An 18948-nucleotide genomic window follows, 5' to 3' on the forward strand; every position below is an offset into this window, starting at 1 on the left:
GTTTTGCATGCGACTCATTCAAAAAGCACTCACTTTTGACGATGTGCTCCTCGTACCGGCCTATTCTTCGGTACTTCCTCGAGATGCCAGTCTGGCTAGTAAATTAACTCGAGATATTTCACTCAATACACCACTGGTATCTGCTGCGATGGATACCGTCACGGAAGGTCGTTTGGCAATTGCCATGGCTAGTGAAGGTGGTATTGGCATCATTCATAAAAATTTAACTCCCGCTGAGCAAGCGCGAGAAGTTGCCAAAGTCAAACGCTATGAATCTGGTGTCTTACGTGACCCGATTACGATAGGCCCAGACTTTACTCTGCGCCAAGTCATTCAGCTTTCTCGCGAACATGGCTTCTCTGGCTTCCCAGTTTTAGTCGGCAAAGAAGTAGTGGGAATCATTACTAACCGTGATTTGCGCTTTGAAGAAGACTTAGATGCACCAGTAAAAACCAAAATGACTCCCCGTGAGCGTTTGGTGACTGTGAAAGAAGGCTGTACTCTCGATGAGGCCAAACGCTTAATGAGTCAACACCGCTTAGAGCGTGTCTTGGTCGTTAATGACAAATTTGAACTCCGTGGCTTGATCACAGTTAAAGATATTCTGAAAGCTACCGAGCATCCAAATGCGTGTAAAGATGGCGAAGGTAAGCTGCGCGTGGGCGCGGCGGTGGGTGTTGGTCCTGATAATGATGAGCGCATTGAGCTCTTAGTGAAAGCAGGCGTGGATGTGATTGTGGTCGACACTGCACATGGCCACAGCCAAGGCGTATTAGATCGCGTTAAGTGGGTCAAGCAAAATTATCCTCAGGTACAGGTGATTGGTGGAAACATCGCCACCGGTGATGCAGCCAAGGCTTTAGCTGATCATGGTGCCGATGGTGTGAAGGTTGGTATTGGCCCTGGTTCTATTTGTACTACCCGAATTGTTGCGGGTGTTGGTGTTCCGCAAATTACTGCGATTGTGAATGTTGCTACTGCACTGAAAGGCACAGGTATTCCACTCATTGCTGATGGTGGAGTGCGTTACTCTGGTGACGTTGCCAAAGCGTTGGCGGCTGGTGCAAGCGCTGTGATGATGGGTGGTCTTTTTGCTGGCACAGAAGAAGCTCCTGGCGAAGTATTCTTATATCAAGGACGCTCCTATAAGAGTTATCGTGGCATGGGTTCGTTGGGTGCAATGGCCGATGGTTCTGCCGATCGTTATTTCCAAAACGACATCAGCACTTCAAATGCAGACAAGCTTGTGCCTGAAGGTATTGAAGGCCAAGTTCCCTATAAAGGTAGTGTCCTAGCAATCTTGCATCAGCTCACAGGCGGCATTCGCTCTTCAATGGGTTACCTTGGTTGTAAAACCATTGCCGAGTTACATGAAAAAGCCAATTTTGTGGAAATCACCTCTGCAGGCGTGCGCGAGTCTCACGTTCATGATGTGAAGATCACTAAGGAAGCACCGAATTACCACATTGATTAAGACTGAAATTAGGGTTGCTTCTTTCGTGCACGACAAAATACTGATTCTCGACTTTGGTTCACAAGTAACTCAATTAATTGCTAGACGTGTACGTGATGCGCGGGTGTATTCAGAGATCCATCCTTATGACTGTGATCCAGAATTTATCCGTAAGTTCATTCAAGAGCAGGGTGGCAAAGGCATCATTCTCTCTGGAGGGCCTAGCTCTGTCACTGAGGACGGAAGTCCACGTGCTCCTCAAATTGTTTTTGAATTAGGTGTGCCGGTATTAGGTATTTGCTATGGCATGCAAACCATGGCAACCCAATTGGGGGGCGCTGTTGCTTCTGCGGAGTCATTAGGTAAAGCACGCGAGTTTGGTTACTCAGAAGTGCGTGCACATGGCCACACTGATTTACTTAAAGGTATTGAAGATTTTTCTAACAGCGAAGGCCATGGCATTCTCAAGGTGTGGATGAGTCATGGTGACTCAGTAACGAACCTGCCTCCATCATTTAAGTTGATGGCTTCTACTGAGTCTTGTCCTATTGCTGGCATGGCAGATGAAGAGCGTCGCTTTTACGCGTTTCAGTTTCACCCAGAGGTCACTCATACCATTCAAGGTACTGCAATCTTAGAACGTTTCGTCCATGAGATCTGCCGTTGCAAGCCTGACTGGGTGATGGGCGATTACATTAGTGAAGCTGTCGAACATATTCGCAAACAAGTGGGTGATGAAGAGGTCATTCTGGGTTTATCTGGCGGTGTAGATTCTAGTGTTGCCGCTGCTCTAATTCACCGTGCAATTGGCGATCAATTGACTTGTGTGTTTGTTGACCATGGCCTACTTCGCTTAAACGAAGGTGATATGGTGATGGAGATGTTTGCGCGTAATCTCGGTGTGAAAGTGATTCGAGTTGACGCCAAAGACACGTTTATGGGAAAACTGGCTGGTGTTGCCGACCCAGAGGCAAAGCGCAAAATCATCGGCAAAGAATTTGTAGAAATTTTCCAAAGCGAATCGGGCAAGATAAAAAATGCGCAGTGGCTTGCTCAAGGGACAATTTACCCTGATGTGATTGAGTCTGCTGGCAAAGGCAAGAAGGGCGCTCATACCATTAAGAGTCACCATAACGTTGGTGGCTTGCCTGAAGATATGCATTTGAAGTTGCTTGAACCTTTGCGCGAATTGTTCAAAGATGAGGTTCGTGAGCTTGGAGTGGCATTGGGCTTACCCCGTGAAATGGTGTATCGCCATCCGTTCCCAGGCCCAGGTTTGGGGGTTCGTATCTTGGGCGAGGTCAAAGCAGAATTTGCGAGTCTTTTGCAGCGAGCTGACGCAATCTTTATTGAAGAATTACGCAATACGATTGATGAGGTAAGTCAGAAGTCTTGGTATGACTTAACTAGTCAGGCATTTGCAGTGTTCTTGCCAGTGAAGTCTGTTGGCGTGATGGGTGATGGCAGAACCTATGAGTACGTAGTTGCACTCAGAGCGGTGCAGACTCAGGACTTTATGACGGCACATTGGGCCCATTTGCCACATGAATTACTGGGCAAAGTTTCCAATAGAATCATCAATGAAGTCCGCGGTATCAACCGTGTGGTGTATGACATCAGCGGAAAGCCACCTGCCACCATTGAGTGGGAGTAGAAATCCAGACTTAAGTTGTTGTTCTGTAACGATATTTTAGTTACACAAAAGTTACACAACCCAAAATAAGTCGTTGATTTTACTAGTCAAAGAAGCTATAGTTTTACAAATAGTTACACATAGCTGTAGCTATTCAAAACAATAGCAACTCTAAATGACTAAAAAACTAAGACAAAAAGAAGGCGAAATAGCAATATACGACGAAGCTATCATCTTCAAAAGAGGGGATGTATGGCAGTTCCGTTTATGGTTAGAAAATGAACGCAAGTATGTTAGGTTAAGTCTCAAAACTACAAAAGAGTCTTTGGCAATCGAAAAGGCTCAAAAACAGTTTGTCACTATAAAAGCACAACTAGGAGCAGGAAAAACATACTACTCACTTACGGCTAAAGCTGGAGTAGAGATGTACTTGGAGTATAGAAAAGGACATATAGGTAGAGAGACAACTAAAGGTATAGTAAAAGGTAGATACGGTACTATTAAAACTCATCTAGAACATTGGTTGGATTACATAGGAAGAGATGTAAAACTAAAAGAATTAGAGAGACTAGACTGTATAGATTATTCAGTAGAAAGGGAAAAGCCAAATAGTAAGAGACCTATAAGTCTTTCTACTATAGTTAATGAGCAGAGTACTATAAACGGAATGATGAAGTGGTTACATAGCAGAGGTGAGACATATATATCTGCTTTTGAATTCGAGACCATATCTAAAAAGAATAAGACAGAAGAAGATATAAGAAGGTCATCATTTACAGATCAGGAAGTAAGAGATATAACTGTACTGATACCAAATTATATTAGAGAAGCTAAGAAAGATATGACTAACTTAGCTAACAGAGCAAAGGTACTAGCAGGATACTATCTACTAATAGCTTCTATATCGGGACTTAGAACTGGAGAGCAGAAACAGCTTAAATGGAAAGATATAAAGTTTGAACAGATAAAGAAGAACAAGATAAAGATAGATGTAGTCAATATAACAGTAAGAAAAGAAACATCAAAGGTACGGAAAGCTAGAGACTTTTTTGTTAGAGATAAAGAGTACTTTGATGATCTCTTTAATCTGACAACTCCTACTCATATTACTAAACCATACGCAAATAACTTTGTCTTTAGTTATGATGGAAAAACAGTAGTAAGTCAAAGAGCAATTCTTTATCACTTTCATAAAATACTTAAAGAGGCAGAAGTTAGTTACAAAGGTAGAGAATTAGTACCATATAGCTTTAGACACTACTTTATTACACATAGGATAAAGAGTGGATTAAGCTATAAAGATATAGCTGATATGTGTGGCACAAGTACTACTCAAATTGAAAAGACCTACTATCATATCGACAGAGACATAAAGATAACGCAAGCATTGGCAGACTATATAGTATCCGATGAAGGCATAATAGTACCTCAATAGTATTCTAGCTATGCCTCTCGTTGATGTGGTCATCTATCTGTAAAACAGTATAAAAAACAGTAAAAACCCCACGATTTTGGCTATATTTCGGTGTTTCAATATAGTGGGGGGTGTTAGATTAAAAGTGGTGGGGGTTAGGTTCTTGGGTATGCTTGAAAACTACGCACCATTTTTTTTGTGGGTAGCATTGAAAATTTGTTGCTGGGCTGTAGCGATTTTCTGTCTATTCTTTTCTGCTTTATATGCTTTCTTCGCAGTATCAACATTACGCTTCAAACTAGCTACACGAGCCTGTTGGGGGTTAAGTGGCTTTATTGGTTTAATTGGCTTGAGGGTACTAAACTCTAAGAATCTCATACAACTATTTACCAGTACCCCCAAACAACTAAAGTACTACCCTATACTTAAAGCTAGTACCCCCACTTAAGTAAAGTACTACCCTATACTTCAGTATAGTTAAGTACATTACCTATTCCATATTGAGCCTCACCTAGCTGTTTGGCAGAGTAAGCATTATCAGCATATATCAAAGTGAATGCTGTTTGAGTTTGATTAATGCGTACCCATAGTTTGAATTGCTTCATTTCTTGAATGCCAATTTAGTAGCATTACTAACTTCACTAATACTTTCATCTAGCTCTCCATTTTCGATAGCTAACTTAATGTTCTTAAGCGTACTAATAAGCTCATCACCAGTACTTACTTCAATAGCATTAGCACCTTTCTTATTAAGCATAAGAGTTTTAGAACCATATTTAATAGCAAGATTGATCTTGCCTGTCTCATTAATCCAAAACCATTCTTTAACACGCTTTACGCTTTCAATAGTTTTTCTTTCACCAGTGTGCTTATCAGTGTAAGTTTTAAGCTGTTTAGGAGCATAAACATTACCATCTTTCTTAGCTACACAAAGATCAATTTGTTCTTGAATCTTAGAGATAATCTTATTACGGCGATGTAGTACTGGACTAATTGAAATATGTTTTTTACTAGTTACTAGTTTAAGTGTGGATAAAGTAGCCATTCTATGCTCCAAAGTAGTTGTTGAAGTAGTTAATTTACTATCAATTACTGTCAAATCCTACCATTTGCCTAAAAATTAGGCACCAGCAAACCCAATGAATATAAGGTTTTCAAGAAATTTTGTGGATAAAGTTAGGTAGCATAAATACTCCTGTAGTAAAAAATATAGGAGAAGTGGTGTGGATTCAGTTAAAGCTAATGTAAAAGAACAGGTTGTTAAATGGCTATCGAATAAAGATGAGCTAGGTCTTACGCAAGGCTTAACCGTAATGCCTAAAAAAGTATTCTACAAATATGTGCCTAAGTCTAGATATGCTGTAGATGGGAAGGTATATAGGCACTTGAATAAGGATGAGCTTGAAAAAGCAAATACTAGACTAGTACATCTAATCAATAAGCTGGTACTAAAAAATGCTTATACGAGAAATGGTAGAAAGCTGATAGCTGTAGCTAGTATTGAAGGAGACAACAGTAGCTGTATAGATTTACACAGTCACTTTCTATTAGAGAAGCCAGATAGCTACACTAACAATGAGTTTCAAGAAAAAGTATATAAGGCAATAGAGTTAAGCGGTGAATTTGAGGTAAGAAATCCAAACTATAAAGAAGGTCGAGATAGTTTAGATAATCAGTATAGATTTAAGATTGAAGAAATAGACCAAGGTTGGTCAGGATACATTACAAAAAAGATTGATAAGTTAGAGTTAAACAGACTTTACTTCTACTAGTCTAAGCATTCCAGTCCTTAAGTGACGCTTGCGGTTAATGGTTGATAAGCACTTCTAGAGTGCTTAATTAGCGTAGCTTTGCCAAAAATAAGCTAGTTGTAATAGAATATCATCAACTACATAAAAGAGATGATGATATGGATAAAAGTAAGTTTGAATCAATATTATATAGACTATCAATAAAAGCTATTCACGCATTGAGTGGTGATACAAGAGATGCTATTACAGTACAAGAGGCTTTAGAGCATAATGCTTACTTTAGACCGAATCTATATTGCGTTCAAATTTGGAAAATAGATTTCGGTGTAGATGAAAATTATTGTGATATTAAATTTATATTGTCACCGGATTTTATGATTGAAAATATGGTTCTTACATTAAGACATTCTTTACATAATTTACATTGGAATTTTAAGATTAAGAGATATGACTATGGTGAAGATAGTAATGGCAATAAAATTTATGAAGAAGATGGTGTTGATGGTTGGTTAGTGAAGAGCATTTTAGATGTAAATTATGATGGAATTGATAGTAAAGATTTAGACTTGAAAGAATTCACACAAGCAATACACAATACAGAAAGCAACTAGAAGCATTAAAACAAGCTACAAACGCTTCAAACTGATAAGTGAATACTAGGACAGCAGATTAGCGTATCAACAGCTTGTAGGGCTTGTAATTAAATCATTAAATATATGTGGCTTTAAGACAACAAGCAAATACTTGAATATAAGAAAACTAGATGTTTCATTATATTTTGGTAGTTAAGCACAGCTAAGTCATTGAATATAGGAAGAAAATTACATATATGAAAGAGATTAAAAAAGAGGTAGGAAAAACAAATACAAGAAAATATACTAATAATGTTGAAACTATTACATTAGAGGTAGATAAAATGGCAAAGCAAGCTAAGACACTAAATCAGCAAGAATTTAGACGAGTATTAGATTACATAAACACAAGAAAGCATAGTGCTAGAAATAGGACTATGCTTTTTTTGATGTATTACGCAGGAACAAGGGTTGGTGAGACCAGTGCTTTGCGTATTGAGGATGTATTGGATATTGATGGTGCTGTAAAGAGAGAGATATTGCTTACATCCGATATGACTAAGGGTAATGTAGCTAGAACTATATTTGTAAGTGACAAGCTACATAAAGAGCTAGAGTTGTATTTGAAAATAATTAATACTACAGATAGAAAGCAAAAGCTATTTTATTCACAGAAAAAGAAGAGTGATGGTTTTAGTCCAAATACACTAACACAGTACTGGCACTATCTATTTAAGAAAGTAGGTTTAGATCTTTGTTCTAGCCATTCGATGAGAAGATCATTTGCTACACAAATTAGCTCAAAAGGAGTAGGTATAAGAGTGCTTCAAAAGTTAATGGGACATCGTAGTCCGCAGACAACGATGGTTTATATTGATGCTAGTGATGATATGATGAGAAAAGCAGTAGAACTTGTTTAGTGCTACCAGCTATTCTTCATATATTCTTTTATGTCATTAGTAGCTTGTTCTAGTAGTTGATTACCATACACTCTATCGTGTTCAATAGCTAAACTAAAGTCGAGTGTAGTCATATCATAGCTATGTGCCACTTTGGTATTCTCAAACTGTTTAATTAAGCGATCGTGACTACCTAGAAAGTAATCAATGTTTCCCTTGCCATTATTAATTCCGTTATATAAATCAATAGCTAATTCAAGTTGATTGAACTTATCTTCAGTAAAGCTAATAGAAGCTATATAGTCATCTTTTAGTGCGTAAAGTATAGAACTAGCTTTGTCATCAACTCTATAAATCCTAAATTTAGTGTAGTTATCAAACTTCCCAGCTACACGAAAGCCCTCGCTAATCATTCTGCTGAAATAGTTATCATCCCAGTTCGCTTTAGTATCCTTTACTTCTTCAGCTATGCTACTTTGAGTAAGTCTTTTTATTTCAACTTTATTACGCTTCGTAAATTCATCAACTAGTAGAAATTTGCCATACTGGTAATTTTTCATTCTGTTGTACATATTATTGATCCCTAGAGCAGTAAAGTAGGCTTGATTCTTACAAATTTTAGTATTATTGACAATAGTTTTATGTTTTAATGGTTTTATCTTGGAAGTACTTACTTAAAAGGAGAGGCAAATGGGATTTTTTGACGAGTTTGGAACACCATCGGACATAAAGCCAAATAAGAAGTTAGGCACAAAGGAAATGTTGACGAATGGAATTAAAGATCAATTAGCTTTGCTAAATGGTGAAGAGGTACTCAACAATAAAGGTGAGCTGATCAGAAGTTGGTTTAGAGACGGAAGATTCATGCCGACAGTTGGTATTTTTGGTTTATTTGATGGTAAAGCTCTATCTTTCAAAAAAGGTGGAGAGATTGCTATGTTAGAAAAATTTCAAAAAGCATTTGAAGCTGGTGAGTTTGATAAAATGGTCTCAGTTGTTGATAAGAAGCGCCAGGCTAATGCAGAAAAATTAACGCAAGCTAGGGCTAAGAAAAAGTAAAAATATTATTGATGGAATTGGGTGTAAATCATATGCCCAATTTCATTACAAAATATAGAAAGTAAAAGTGATATACAAAAGCTGGGACGAAATACCAATAGTAAGTAATGATCAACATGATCAAAAATACCTCGATATACTTAAAAAACATAATTTAGACAAGATAGAAATTGTAGTGCCCTTAAAAGGCAGATATACAAAATCAAGAAGGTGGGAAGAGTCTGAGCTAGAAGAGATAATAAACGCATGGATTAATAAGACAAGCATCACATTTGTTTCAGCTTGCCTTAATAGAAATCCACAAGATATGATTTACAAGTTATTGAAATATTGTAAAAGTAAAGGCATACCATTTACTCAAAAGGAAAGATCTGAAAGTAGTAAAAATTGGACAGAGCAAGTAAAAAATTGTGCTGTAGAGTTATTTGAGTCAGGGTTGCCAGCTTGGAAAATAGCGACAACCTTTAGGGTTGATTTCGAACATGTAGAAAAAGAGTTGTTCTTAAAGAGAAATCATTATGGACATGATAAGAAAAATCCATTTGGAATTAATACTGACCATAAGCAACTTGTTAATGAAGAATATATAGAAAATTCTAATATTCAAATTAAAAGAGTTTTTGAACCTTACGCAGGTGAAGGAAGATTCACAAAGATATTGCTTACTTGTAGCACAATTAAAGAGATTATTTGTATTGAAAGCAACAAGGAGACTGCCGATGTTTTCAGATCATCTGTAAGGGATAAAAGAGTCAAATTTATAGAAGACGATAACCTTACTTATTTTCAAGACAAATCTTTAGGTAAATTTGATCTAATAGACTTAGATCCATTTATTACATGTAATGAGCAATTAAAATATGTATGGGACAGACTGAATAATAAGTCTCTTCTTTGTGTTACTTTTGGTGGTGAATATAGAAGAAGTTTTATTTCTACAAATAGGAAATCAATTAGTAATAGATATGGTTTTACAAACTTTGAGATTCCTAATAAGGACTATCTTGAGATCGTACCTAGTTACTTCATTGGTTATGTAGCAAAAATGGCAGTGGAAAACAATTTTTACTTTGATATTGTTCGAGCAGTTAGATACGCTAATAATTGTCGATTTTGGTTGCGTACTACAAAAAGCAATTCAATTTACTGTACTAATTGGCTCTCATCAGTAGCTAGAGTTGAAGATGGAGGGACTTTATTCAAGAGTCTTCAAATGCCTAGATTTAAGGAAGTTAGAAGTGAAATTGATAACGCAAGGTTATTATGAATAAAAGTACTCTATATCAACATGCTACATTAGTAATGAAAGTAATTATCGATAAAATGATATTACTTTCAGAGGAAACACTTAACTTCAATACACCATTAGATAAGCATTGGCTAGATTTAGATTCAGCAATAATTCTATTAACTGGCAAAGGTTATTCTATAGCTGAGATTCCAAGTGACATTCAAGGAAGAAAAAACTTCTGGCTATCTAGAAGTGCGATTGCTTTTGGAATAGAAAGAGCTTCTACTGGATTGCTTTATCAAAATATACAGCCTTTTATTGATGAATTAGTTTCAAGTGCTTTTATCCAAACTGATAATTTCAATAAAGTTAGTGATCAGTGGATATATGAGAATCCACACTACTTGCCAGTTCTAATGCATGCTATAGGAGCCTTCAGCAAAAGAGATCTTCAAAAAGATATAGGTACTGGTACGGCTAGTGATACTGGAATATCAAAACCAGTAAGCAAAAAATTAGCCGCATTAATAGATGTTGTAGATAAAAAAACTATCCCAAATCAAGTTCAAATTAAAGAGCGAATTAAATCTACAACAGAAGGAATTGTTAGGGACTTAGTAGGAAGATTATTACTAGAGGATTTTGTGGCTCAAGCACTTAAGAAAGAGAAAGTACCTTTTCTTAGAGAAGATGAGTACGATGGAATAACTGGTGTTGTATATGATTTTAGAGCTGATTTTGTTATACCTGAACCAACCAATCCTAAGGCATTTATAGAGGTTAGAAAAAGTAGTGCTGGGCATGCTAGTTTATATGCTAAAGATAAGATGTTTTCTGCTATCAATTGGAAGGGTAAACATAAAGATTGTCTTGGGATAATGATTGTTGAGGGTCCTTGGACTCAAACTACGCTTGAGACTATGTGTAAAGTCTTTGACTATGTTATTCCTGTGGAAAGATCTTATGAAGCGGCAAAAAAAATAAGAGCATATCTAGATGGTGACTTATCAGTAAGGCGCTGGTTAATACAGTTTGAAATTAAGAAGTCAGAATAGTTACGCGATGTGTAACCACATTAGAAATATTGTTTAATACAATAAGGTTCACTTTGAAAGTCAAAACTTACAGTATTGGTTTACTTACACAAAAGTTACACAAATGAAAAAGTCACCTATATCTTATTGTTCTATAAGTGGTTTTTTTAATGTAACTATTGAGTGGGAATAAATCAGATTTGGTTTGTACTGGTATATGCCTGAATTACGTCAAACCGCACTTGAACTTTTAGCTGTCATAGACCCCGCAAGAAAAGTGGCGGGTGTTCAGGAATTATTTGCTGATTACCATCAGCAAAAGATAGAACTCAACACAACAGAAGTTTTTAATGCCCAAGGTCTTGAACTTCCTGGCAGACCAGTAAAACCTCAATTAATTCCTCCTTTAGAGGTTCCTAAGCGATCGATGGCAACTCCGGAGGGAAGAGTTTCTTTACTGCATTCCCTTGCCCATATTGAATTTAATGCGATGAATCTCGCTTTGGATGCGATTTGGCGCTTCCCTGAGATGCCAGCGCAATACTATGCAGATTGGCTCAAAGTTACCAAGGAAGAGGCATATCACTTTAGTTTGATAGAGGGGCACCTACAGTCGCTGGGTTTTGCTTATGGCGACTTCCCAGCTCACAACAGTCTGTGGGAGATGGTTGAGAGAACGTCTGACGCAATCATTGCCAGGATGGCGCTTGTTCCAAGAACCATGGAGGCAAGAGGTTTAGATGCGGTTCCAGCGATTCGAGATCGCTTCAAGCAAATTAAAGATATTCAGGTAGTTGAAATTTTAGAAATCATCCTGAGGGATGAAGTTGGTCACGTATTGATAGGCAATCAATGGTTTAATTTCTTGTGCGCAAAAGAAAATATTTCTCCAATTCAAGCATATCGGGAATTGGCGAGGGCTTATCGCGCCCCTACCATGCGAGGCCCTTTTAATTTGGAAGCACGCAAACGTGCAGGTTTCACCCAAGAGGAATTAAGTTTGCTGGGTACGTAGTATGAATATCCATATTGAGGAGGTTTTATGAATCTAGCGCTTCGCGTATTTGCTGCAGTATTCCCATTGATATTGACAGCCTGCATCTCCTCTCAACCCTATCCAGAGGGAGCGGTCTTGCCTGCGCCAATAACTCCTCCAAAAGTTCGGGCTCCAAAGGTTGGTCAAGAATGGGTTTATACGGTGAGGAATGTTTTTAATCAAGCCGTAGTCGATACCGTGACTGAACGAGTAGTGTCGGTTGGTAAAGAAGTTCGCATAGAGCGCATTGGAGAAAAAGCCGGACGCCTGCCAGATGAAATTCAGTCTCCTTGGGGTTATGTTTTACAGGACCCACATTGGAGTCCACCACAGGTATTTCAGCAGGCAATGCCTTTATGGCCGGAGCAGTTAGTTCCTGGATGGTCGGGTTTCTACCGAACTCGCTATCAGGCTCTTGGCTATCCTGACTCCAGTTACTACTGGGGGCTCAATGTTAATGCTATTGAATGGGAGCGAGTTTCAGTACCAGCTGGACAATTCACCACTCTCAAATACCAAAATGGGGCGCCCTATTTTGAGAGTAACGATGTTTTTAGAATTGCGAATTATCGTCAAGAAGACGTCTGGCTTTCCCCGGAGATTGGCCGCTGGGTGATCCGCAGAGCTTATGGGCGTTACATTACTGCAGGCGTATATTGGGCTAACGCATATTGGGAAGATTATCTGGAGTGGGATCTAGTCTCCTGGAAGTAGCTAAAGCGCTTAAAATAGGTATATTGCTATGTATACCGTTAAAGAACTTTTCCCAACACTTCAAGGTGAAGGCGCCCAAGCAGGGCGTGCTGCGGTATTTTGTCGTTTTGCTGGTTGTAATTTATGGAGCGGACGCGAAGAAGATCGTGCGACCGCAGTCTGTCAGTTTTGCGATACCGATTTTGTAGGCAGTGATGGTGTTGGTGGAGGCAAATTTGAGACTGCCCAAGATTTAGCGGATGCAATAGAGGCTTCCTGGAAAAGCACTTCAGCTGGACCACAGCAGCGCTACGTTGTATTTACTGGAGGCGAGCCACTGCTGCAATTGGATGATGCGTTGATTGCGCAGCTTCATCTCAAGGGTTTTGAGATCGCGATAGAAACTAATGGCACCATTAAGGTTCCTAAAGGTATTGATTGGGTTTGTGTTAGCCCCAAAGCGGGTTCTGATTTGATTGTGTTGCAGGCAAATGAGCTCAAGTTAGTTGTCCCACAGGAAGCGGAAGAATCATTAGAAAAATTAATGGCGCGCTTTGAGAAGATGGATTATCGCAATCGATTCTTGCAGCCGATGGATGGACCTAACCTCAAAAGCAATACGCAATTAGCGGTTAGCCTCTGTCAAAGGCGCCCCCTTTGGAGGCTGAGTCTCCAATCCCATAAACTAATAGGTATTCGCTAGAACGTGATTGAGCTTAATGACCAGTAAACAACCTGCAATTTCTATTACCCGCCGTCTTGAATTTGATTCGGGTCACCGTATTCCTAACCATGACGGCCAGTGTAAACACTTGCACGGACATCGCTATGCTATTGAAGTCACTTTAACGGGAGAGGTGGCTGATCATCCTGGAAAAGCGGATGATGGTATGGTTCTCGACTTTGGCGATATCAAGCGTTTGACCAATCAATATATTGTTGACGTTTGGGACCATGCATTTCTTGTGGCAAAAGAAGATGAGGGCTTAGTTGCCTTCTTGGCCACCTTGCCTAATCACAAAACTGTAGTGATGGAACATGTGCCTACTGTTGAGAATCTAGCCAACACTGCATTTGCTATTTTGAAACCTGTTTTTGTAAAAGCTTTCGGCGGACGCCTCGAACTTTCTGCGCTTCGTTTATATGAGACACCCAATTGCTGGGCTGATGTACATCGGTCCTAAATGAGTCAAGCTGAGCTCGATCGCCAGTTTATGCAGCAGGCTCTAGAGCAAGCTAATTTAGCTGCTCTTGCAGGCGAAGTGCCTGTGGGCGCAGTACTTGTGCGTAATGGTCAAGTCATTTCCAAGGGGTTTAATCAGCCCATTACCCATCATGATCCTAGCGCCCATGCTGAAATGCTAGCTCTGAGACAGGCAGCTTTATCTGAGAAAAATTACCGCTTACCTGGCACCACTCTATATGTGACTCTTGAGCCATGCGTGATGTGCGCTGGTGCGATCTTGCATGCGCGGGTTGAGCGTATCGTGTTCGGGGCTACTGACCCCAAGACCGGTGCTGCTGGGAGCGTTTTAGATGTATTCTCATCAAAACAAATCAATCATCAGACTACTGCAGAGGGTGGAGTGATGGGCGAAGAGTGCGGTCAATTATTGCGGGATTTCTTTAAGGAGCGGCGTTGAAAGCGATTCACTTGATTGCACCTTCTGGAGCGAGCTTGGATGATAAAAGTCCTTTAGCAGGTATCGACTGGCTGAAGCATCAAGGTATAGCCATTGAGAATGCAGAGTGTGTAAAGCGAGTGCATGAGCGCTTTGCTGGAACTGACGAGGCACGCTTAAATGAATTAAATGGCCTATCCAAATTAAATCCAAAGTCAGTTGTAATGGCGATGCGTGGAGGCTATGGCATTCATCGTTTACTTCCGAAAATTGATTGGGCCGGGATCGCCAAGTCGATTGAAAATGGCTTACAAGTTTGTGGACATAGTGACTTCACAGTCTTTCAGTTGGGTTTGCTTGCAAACACTGGCGCTATGACTTTGGCTGGCCCAATGCTCAATTATGATTTTGGAAAGCTAGACGAAAGTGCTAATCCTATTGCTCCTGACACATTCATGTGGGAGCACTTTCAAAGTGCCATTCAGGAACGAAAACTGGATTGCACTGTATCGGCCCCCCAATCCTTTTTAGGAAAATCAAGTTCTGGTTCCCTTTCAGGGATCTTATGGGGCGGCAATCTCACTGTATTGGCTGGCTTAGTCGGAACCCAATATTTGCCATCTGAGCAGCAAACAAAAAATGGCATTTTATTTTTAGAGGATGTAAACGAGCACCCCTATCGGATTGAGCGGATGCTCATGCAATTGCTAGATGCAGGTGTGCTGAGTAATCAGTCTGCAATTCTATTGGGGGGCTTTTCTGCCTATCGTTTGTACGATAACGATCGGGGCTACTCATTAGAGCGGGCAATCGAGGCGATTCGCACCCGCCTCTCTGACGCTATCCCCATCTTGACGGAATTGCCGTTTGGTCATCAAGCCAATAAGCTAACTTTGCCCGTTGGTGCAGGCGCTAGCCTCAATTACAGTGCTACTGGATTTACTCTTAAGGCCAATTGGTAGATGGCTCTTATGCGCCCCTTGATCAGAGGTACACTATTTCTGATTGTGATTCTATTTGCAGGAGCTGTGATGGCAATTGAAGAGCCGCAATTTACTGTTTTGGAAAAAACAGCCCCATTTGAGCTGAGATCTTATGCACCAATGATCTTGGCCGAGGTTCAGGTCGAGGGCGACTTAGATGAAGCCTCAAGTCAGGGCTTTCGGTTAATTGCAGCCTATATTTTTGGGCAGAATCAGGTCAGCGAGAAAATTGCGATGACTGCACCAGTAGCGGTTGAAGAGCAATTACCTAAAAGCGCCAAGATTGCTATGACTGCGCCAGTCAATATCGAAGCCAATTCTGGGAAATGGACTGTTTCATTTGTCATGCCTTCTGAGTACACCATGGAAAGTTTGCCAAAACCGCTAAACCCGAAGGTTCAGATTCGTCAGATACCTGCAGTAAAGCGTGCTGTAATCAATTTTTCTGGTTTTTACAACGAGAACAAGGTCGCTGAAAGAACTCTAGAGCTTGAGCAATGGATGAAAACTAGAAATCTCCAGCCGATAAGTGCGCCCAAATTTGCTCGCTACAATCCGCCCTGGACTTTGCCATTTCTGCGTCGTAACGAGATCATGATTGATGTTCGTGACTAAAATGAGCAGCTCTAAGCTTCAAAACTCTTCAGTAAGAACTGAGCCCCACCACCGATACCTAAGGCCTTAGTCAAGACGGGTAGCGCTTCTGCTAATTGTTTTTCTAGAGTCCACGGCGGGTTAATAATGAACATACCACTGGCTTGTAGCCGCCTTTCACCAGGTGCATTTTCAACCCGTAATTCAGTATGAAGCCATGAGCGTTTATGGCTGCTTGCAATCTTTTTGAGACGATCTGGTAGCGCAGCCGACTCTCTTCTGGAAAGAATCGGATACCAAATAGCATAACAACCGGTAGCAAAACGTTGCAGAGCTTCTTCCATCGCTGTTTCGAGATACCGATAGTCTTGTTTGTCTTCATAAGACGGATCAATCAAGACCAAGCCGCGTCTGCTGGGAGGCGGCAATAGACCTTTAAGTCTTGCAAAGCTATCTTCAGCATAAACATCAATCTGTTTGGCTTGTTTTAGTTGGCCAATATTGTGACGCAGAATATCAATTTCTTTTGGGTGTAGTTCAAACAGCTTGAGTCTGTCTTGCGGCCTAAGTAGGCGCGCCAAAATAAAAGGGGACCCTGGATAGGTATCAAGTGCATTCCCGCTGCTTTCTGCTTGAATGAGGTCGAGATATCTCTGAACACCCTCAGGAATAGAGTTGCCATCTTTAATGAACTTGAGGAGTCGAATAATTCCACCTTCAGCTTCCTTGCTTACCGCTGCAAAACCATCCTTCAGGCTATATACGCCAGCACCAGCATGAGTATCGACAATGGTGAGTGCGCCAGGCTTTTCTTGTAGGTACTCAACTAGATGAATTAGGGTCAGATGCTTCAGTATGTCTGCATGACTGCCAGCATGAAAAGCATGTCGATAACTAAACATATTGAATTACTTTGACTTTGGGGAAGTGAAATTCAATTGCGCTTTAATGAATAGGGCTAGCGTGATGAGCAAAATGACTACCGATGCGTATTGCAATGGTAGATTTAATTCATGATCCATGATTTGTGTCAGATGCGCATAAATTGCAACTACACCGCCTATGGCAACTAGGCGAAGCCATAACCCATTAAATAATAAGTATCGGTTGGGTATTAAATTAGTCAGAATTGCTCCAAGCATTCCGCACCACATACCAAATCCTGCACCACCAAGCACATCAGTAAGCCAGTGTGCTCCCACTGCATTGCGCGATAGACCAACTAAAGCTGCAATCACAAATAAAATCAGCATCGGTCTGCGCTTATCTTTTTCGCAAGAAAAATACAGAGCAGTAGCGATAGCAAAGGCTGTGAGAGTGTGGCCTGATGGAAAGGCTTTTTGGAGCAGGGGTTCACCCAGGCGATGGAAACTCCCATCTAGCAATACTCCTGCAGGCCTTGGCAAATCAAAAAAGTTTTTAAGCGAAGTACTTGCAAGTGCAGAAATTGCGCCAGCAATGATACCTGCTGTTAAAGCGCGAGGCGCTAACAATATCAATGGGAATGCAATGGCAAATGTGCCCCAACCATTACCCAAAAAGGTGAACCATGCCCACAGAGTATCAGGTAGAAACTGGGTGTAGTGGTTGATAAATAGAAAAGTGACGCTCTGAAACTCACCCAAATAGATTGCCAAGGCAAGCGCCAATGGCAGTAGCGGAATCAACCAAGCATATACAGAAACGACCCGATTGCGCATTCGGTTTAACGACCTTTTGCCTGATCGGCCGCTTGTAGTTGAATATTCACCTTCTCCAAAACTTGAGTCACGCTAATTGCTTGCATGCAAACATTATCGTGACAGGGGGTTTTGCGATGATTGGCTGCACTGACGCAGGGTGAACAGGCCAAGTTCGCAGTGATTGCAATCGAGTTACCAATTGAGCCATACAGGGCTGGTGTTTCTGGGCCAAAGAGGACCACTGTTCTTAGTGCTGTAACAGCTGAGAAGTGACCCGGACCAGAATCATTGGTGACCATCACATCAGAAAGGGTGTAAAGCGGGGGCAATTCTGCAAAGCTTACTTGTCCTGCAAAGTTCAATGCATTTTTGACATTGGCAACCACGCGTACCTTTTCAACGTAAGCCAATTCAGCAGGGGAGCCAGTGATCAATATCAGATCATGCGGATATTGCTGATGAACGCCTTGAATTAACTCCGAGAAACGCTGCTGCGCCCAGCGCCGTTGTGGCAATAGATCGCTAGCATTGGGATTAATCAAAATTAAGCGATGCTTGCCATAAACATATTCAATGCCAGCCTCTTTGGCCAATTTCTCAATCCGCTCACGAACCTTTTCTAGTGCTACTGGATTAATCACAGCTTGCTCTAAACGTACTTCAGAATCCGGAATCTGAATTTTGCTGAATGGCACTTCAATCTTGTCAGCAAATGCCGCATGAATTAACGACAAAAAGTTCTTAGTGATATGGATGTGTGGGTTGTAATGTACTTTGCGAGTGAGCATGCAACCACGCCATAAACCCTCACCGTGAAAGATATGGTATCCCACGCGACGTCTTGCACCGCATAAGCCAGTGAGTAAAGCGGTAAATCGGGAGAACAACTCCAAATCAATCACAGTGTCAATGCGATGACGGCGGGCAACGATTAGAAAGCGGAGAGTATCTTTAATCAAGCCACCTAAGCTAGATGAATCAATTGTGAAAATATTCTCAGGTTTAACAGTATTTAATAAAGTCAGACTCGCGCGATTGCTTTTGAAGATCAAAAAGAAGAGTTCAGCTCCACGCGCTTGGGCATTACGCATCGCAGGATCAACCAAAATAGCACTTCCCATTTCTGAGAGCTCAATAAACAGTAGTTTTTTGGGGGCCTGAGGCTCACGACTCAAAAGATTCCGGGCGCTATCCATGAGCGCTACCAGCGGAGTGGCGATCGCACAAAGCGGTACGCCGACCCAATGATCAATGGCACGCATGGTATTGACGCTAATAGTCATATTTTTATT

21 protein-coding genes are annotated in these 18948 nt (G+C 40.6%); 16 read left to right on the forward strand and 5 right to left on the reverse strand.

Annotated elements, in window-relative coordinates:
• Positions 1-7: 7 nt before the first annotated feature.
• The 3 genes from guaB to C2757_RS02745 all read left to right on the forward strand — a co-directional run bounded on the left by guaB (position 8) and on the right by C2757_RS02745 (position 4521).
• Positions 8-1474: an IMP dehydrogenase gene (guaB, locus tag C2757_RS02735; RefSeq protein ID WP_215375828.1), complete on the forward strand. Its 1467-nt coding sequence runs from the start codon at positions 8-10 to the stop codon at positions 1472-1474.
• A gap of 25 nt (positions 1475-1499) precedes the next feature.
• A complete protein-coding gene (gene guaA / locus C2757_RS02740; RefSeq protein ID WP_215375831.1) occupies positions 1500-3107 on the forward strand; it encodes a glutamine-hydrolyzing GMP synthase in 1608 nt (535 codons plus the stop codon).
• A 154-nt stretch (positions 3108-3261) separates the two neighbouring features.
• A complete protein-coding gene (locus C2757_RS02745) occupies positions 3262-4521 on the forward strand; it encodes a site-specific integrase (RefSeq protein ID WP_215375834.1) in 1260 nt (419 codons plus the stop codon).
• A 580-nt stretch (positions 4522-5101) separates the two neighbouring features.
• Here C2757_RS02745 and C2757_RS02750 read toward each other — a convergent pair.
• Complete coding sequence (locus C2757_RS02750; RefSeq protein ID WP_215375836.1) at positions 5102-5545, reverse strand: DUF6641 family protein; 444 nt, start codon at positions 5543-5545, stop codon at positions 5102-5104.
• A gap of 178 nt (positions 5546-5723) precedes the next feature.
• On the opposite strand from C2757_RS02750, the gene C2757_RS02755 reads away from it, so the two are divergent.
• The 3 genes from C2757_RS02755 to C2757_RS02765 all read left to right on the forward strand — a co-directional run bounded on the left by C2757_RS02755 (position 5724) and on the right by C2757_RS02765 (position 7743).
• Positions 5724-6272, forward strand: a complete 549-nt coding sequence (locus C2757_RS02755) for a hypothetical protein (protein WP_215375839.1) — start codon at positions 5724-5726, stop codon at positions 6270-6272.
• A gap of 137 nt (positions 6273-6409) precedes the next feature.
• Positions 6410-6862 carry a hypothetical protein gene (locus C2757_RS02760; RefSeq protein WP_215375842.1) on the forward strand — a complete coding sequence of 151 codons (453 nt, stop codon included), beginning with the start codon at positions 6410-6412 and terminating at the stop codon, positions 6860-6862.
• A 218-nt stretch (positions 6863-7080) separates the two neighbouring features.
• On the forward strand, positions 7081-7743 hold the full coding sequence (locus C2757_RS02765; protein ID WP_371817027.1) for a tyrosine-type recombinase/integrase: 663 nt from the start codon (positions 7081-7083) through the stop codon (positions 7741-7743).
• 2 nt (positions 7744-7745) lie between these two features.
• Here C2757_RS02765 and C2757_RS02770 read toward each other — a convergent pair whose 3' ends face one another.
• Complete coding sequence (locus C2757_RS02770; RefSeq protein ID WP_215375844.1) at positions 7746-8282, reverse strand: hypothetical protein; 537 nt, start codon at positions 8280-8282, stop codon at positions 7746-7748.
• Between the two features lie 130 nt (positions 8283-8412).
• On the opposite strand from C2757_RS02770, the gene C2757_RS02775 reads away from it, so the two are divergent.
• The 10 genes from C2757_RS02775 to C2757_RS02820 all read left to right on the forward strand — a co-directional run bounded on the left by C2757_RS02775 (position 8413) and on the right by C2757_RS02820 (position 15995).
• On the forward strand, positions 8413-8781 hold the full coding sequence (locus C2757_RS02775; protein WP_215375847.1) for a hypothetical protein: 369 nt from the start codon (positions 8413-8415) through the stop codon (positions 8779-8781).
• Between the two features lie 67 nt (positions 8782-8848).
• Positions 8849-10048, forward strand: a complete 1200-nt coding sequence (locus C2757_RS02780) for a class I SAM-dependent methyltransferase (protein WP_215375850.1) — start codon at positions 8849-8851, stop codon at positions 10046-10048.
• A 35-nt stretch (positions 10049-10083) separates the two neighbouring features.
• Complete coding sequence (locus C2757_RS02785) at positions 10084-11067, forward strand: hypothetical protein (RefSeq protein WP_215375853.1); 984 nt, start codon at positions 10084-10086, stop codon at positions 11065-11067.
• A 196-nt stretch (positions 11068-11263) separates the two neighbouring features.
• Positions 11264-12061: a ferritin-like domain-containing protein gene (locus tag C2757_RS02790; protein ID WP_215375856.1), complete on the forward strand. Its 798-nt coding sequence runs from the start codon at positions 11264-11266 to the stop codon at positions 12059-12061.
• Between the two features lie 27 nt (positions 12062-12088).
• Complete coding sequence (locus C2757_RS02795) at positions 12089-12796, forward strand: hypothetical protein (protein WP_215375859.1); 708 nt, start codon at positions 12089-12091, stop codon at positions 12794-12796.
• Between the two features lie 28 nt (positions 12797-12824).
• Positions 12825-13478: a 7-carboxy-7-deazaguanine synthase gene (queE, locus tag C2757_RS02800; protein WP_215375861.1), complete on the forward strand. Its 654-nt coding sequence runs from the start codon at positions 12825-12827 to the stop codon at positions 13476-13478.
• A 16-nt stretch (positions 13479-13494) separates the two neighbouring features.
• Entirely contained in the window at positions 13495-13959 is a 465-nt protein-coding gene (gene queD, locus C2757_RS02805; protein ID WP_215375864.1) for a 6-carboxytetrahydropterin synthase QueD, read from the forward strand.
• Entirely contained in the window at positions 13960-14418 is a 459-nt protein-coding gene (gene tadA, locus C2757_RS02810; RefSeq protein ID WP_215375867.1) for a tRNA adenosine(34) deaminase TadA, read from the forward strand.
• A complete protein-coding gene (locus tag C2757_RS02815) occupies positions 14415-15359 on the forward strand; it encodes an LD-carboxypeptidase (RefSeq protein WP_215375870.1) in 945 nt (314 codons plus the stop codon). The genes tadA and C2757_RS02815 overlap by 4 nt, the downstream gene beginning before the upstream one ends.
• A 69-nt stretch (positions 15360-15428) precedes the next feature.
• On the forward strand, positions 15429-15995 hold the full coding sequence (locus tag C2757_RS02820) for a heme-binding protein (RefSeq protein WP_215375873.1): 567 nt from the start codon (positions 15429-15431) through the stop codon (positions 15993-15995).
• A gap of 11 nt (positions 15996-16006) precedes the next feature.
• On the opposite strand, the gene C2757_RS02825 is transcribed toward C2757_RS02820, so the two are convergent.
• The 3 genes from C2757_RS02825 to C2757_RS02835 are packed head-to-tail and all read right to left on the reverse strand — an operon-like array spanning position 16007 to position 18939.
• Entirely contained in the window at positions 16007-16876 is an 870-nt protein-coding gene (locus tag C2757_RS02825; protein WP_215375875.1) for a 23S rRNA (adenine(2030)-N(6))-methyltransferase RlmJ, read from the reverse strand.
• A gap of 6 nt (positions 16877-16882) precedes the next feature.
• Positions 16883-17674 carry a phosphatase PAP2 family protein gene (locus tag C2757_RS02830; RefSeq protein WP_215375878.1) on the reverse strand — a complete coding sequence of 264 codons (792 nt, stop codon included), beginning with the start codon at positions 17672-17674 and terminating at the stop codon, positions 16883-16885.
• 5 nt (positions 17675-17679) lie between these two features.
• Complete coding sequence (locus tag C2757_RS02835; protein ID WP_215375881.1) at positions 17680-18939, reverse strand: glycosyltransferase family 9 protein; 1260 nt, start codon at positions 18937-18939, stop codon at positions 17680-17682.
• Positions 18940-18948 lie beyond the last annotated feature (9 nt).

Origin of the sequence: Polynucleobacter sp. MWH-Svant-W18 (assembly GCF_018687495.1) — a bacterium.
GTDB lineage: Bacteria > Pseudomonadota > Gammaproteobacteria > Burkholderiales > Burkholderiaceae > Polynucleobacter.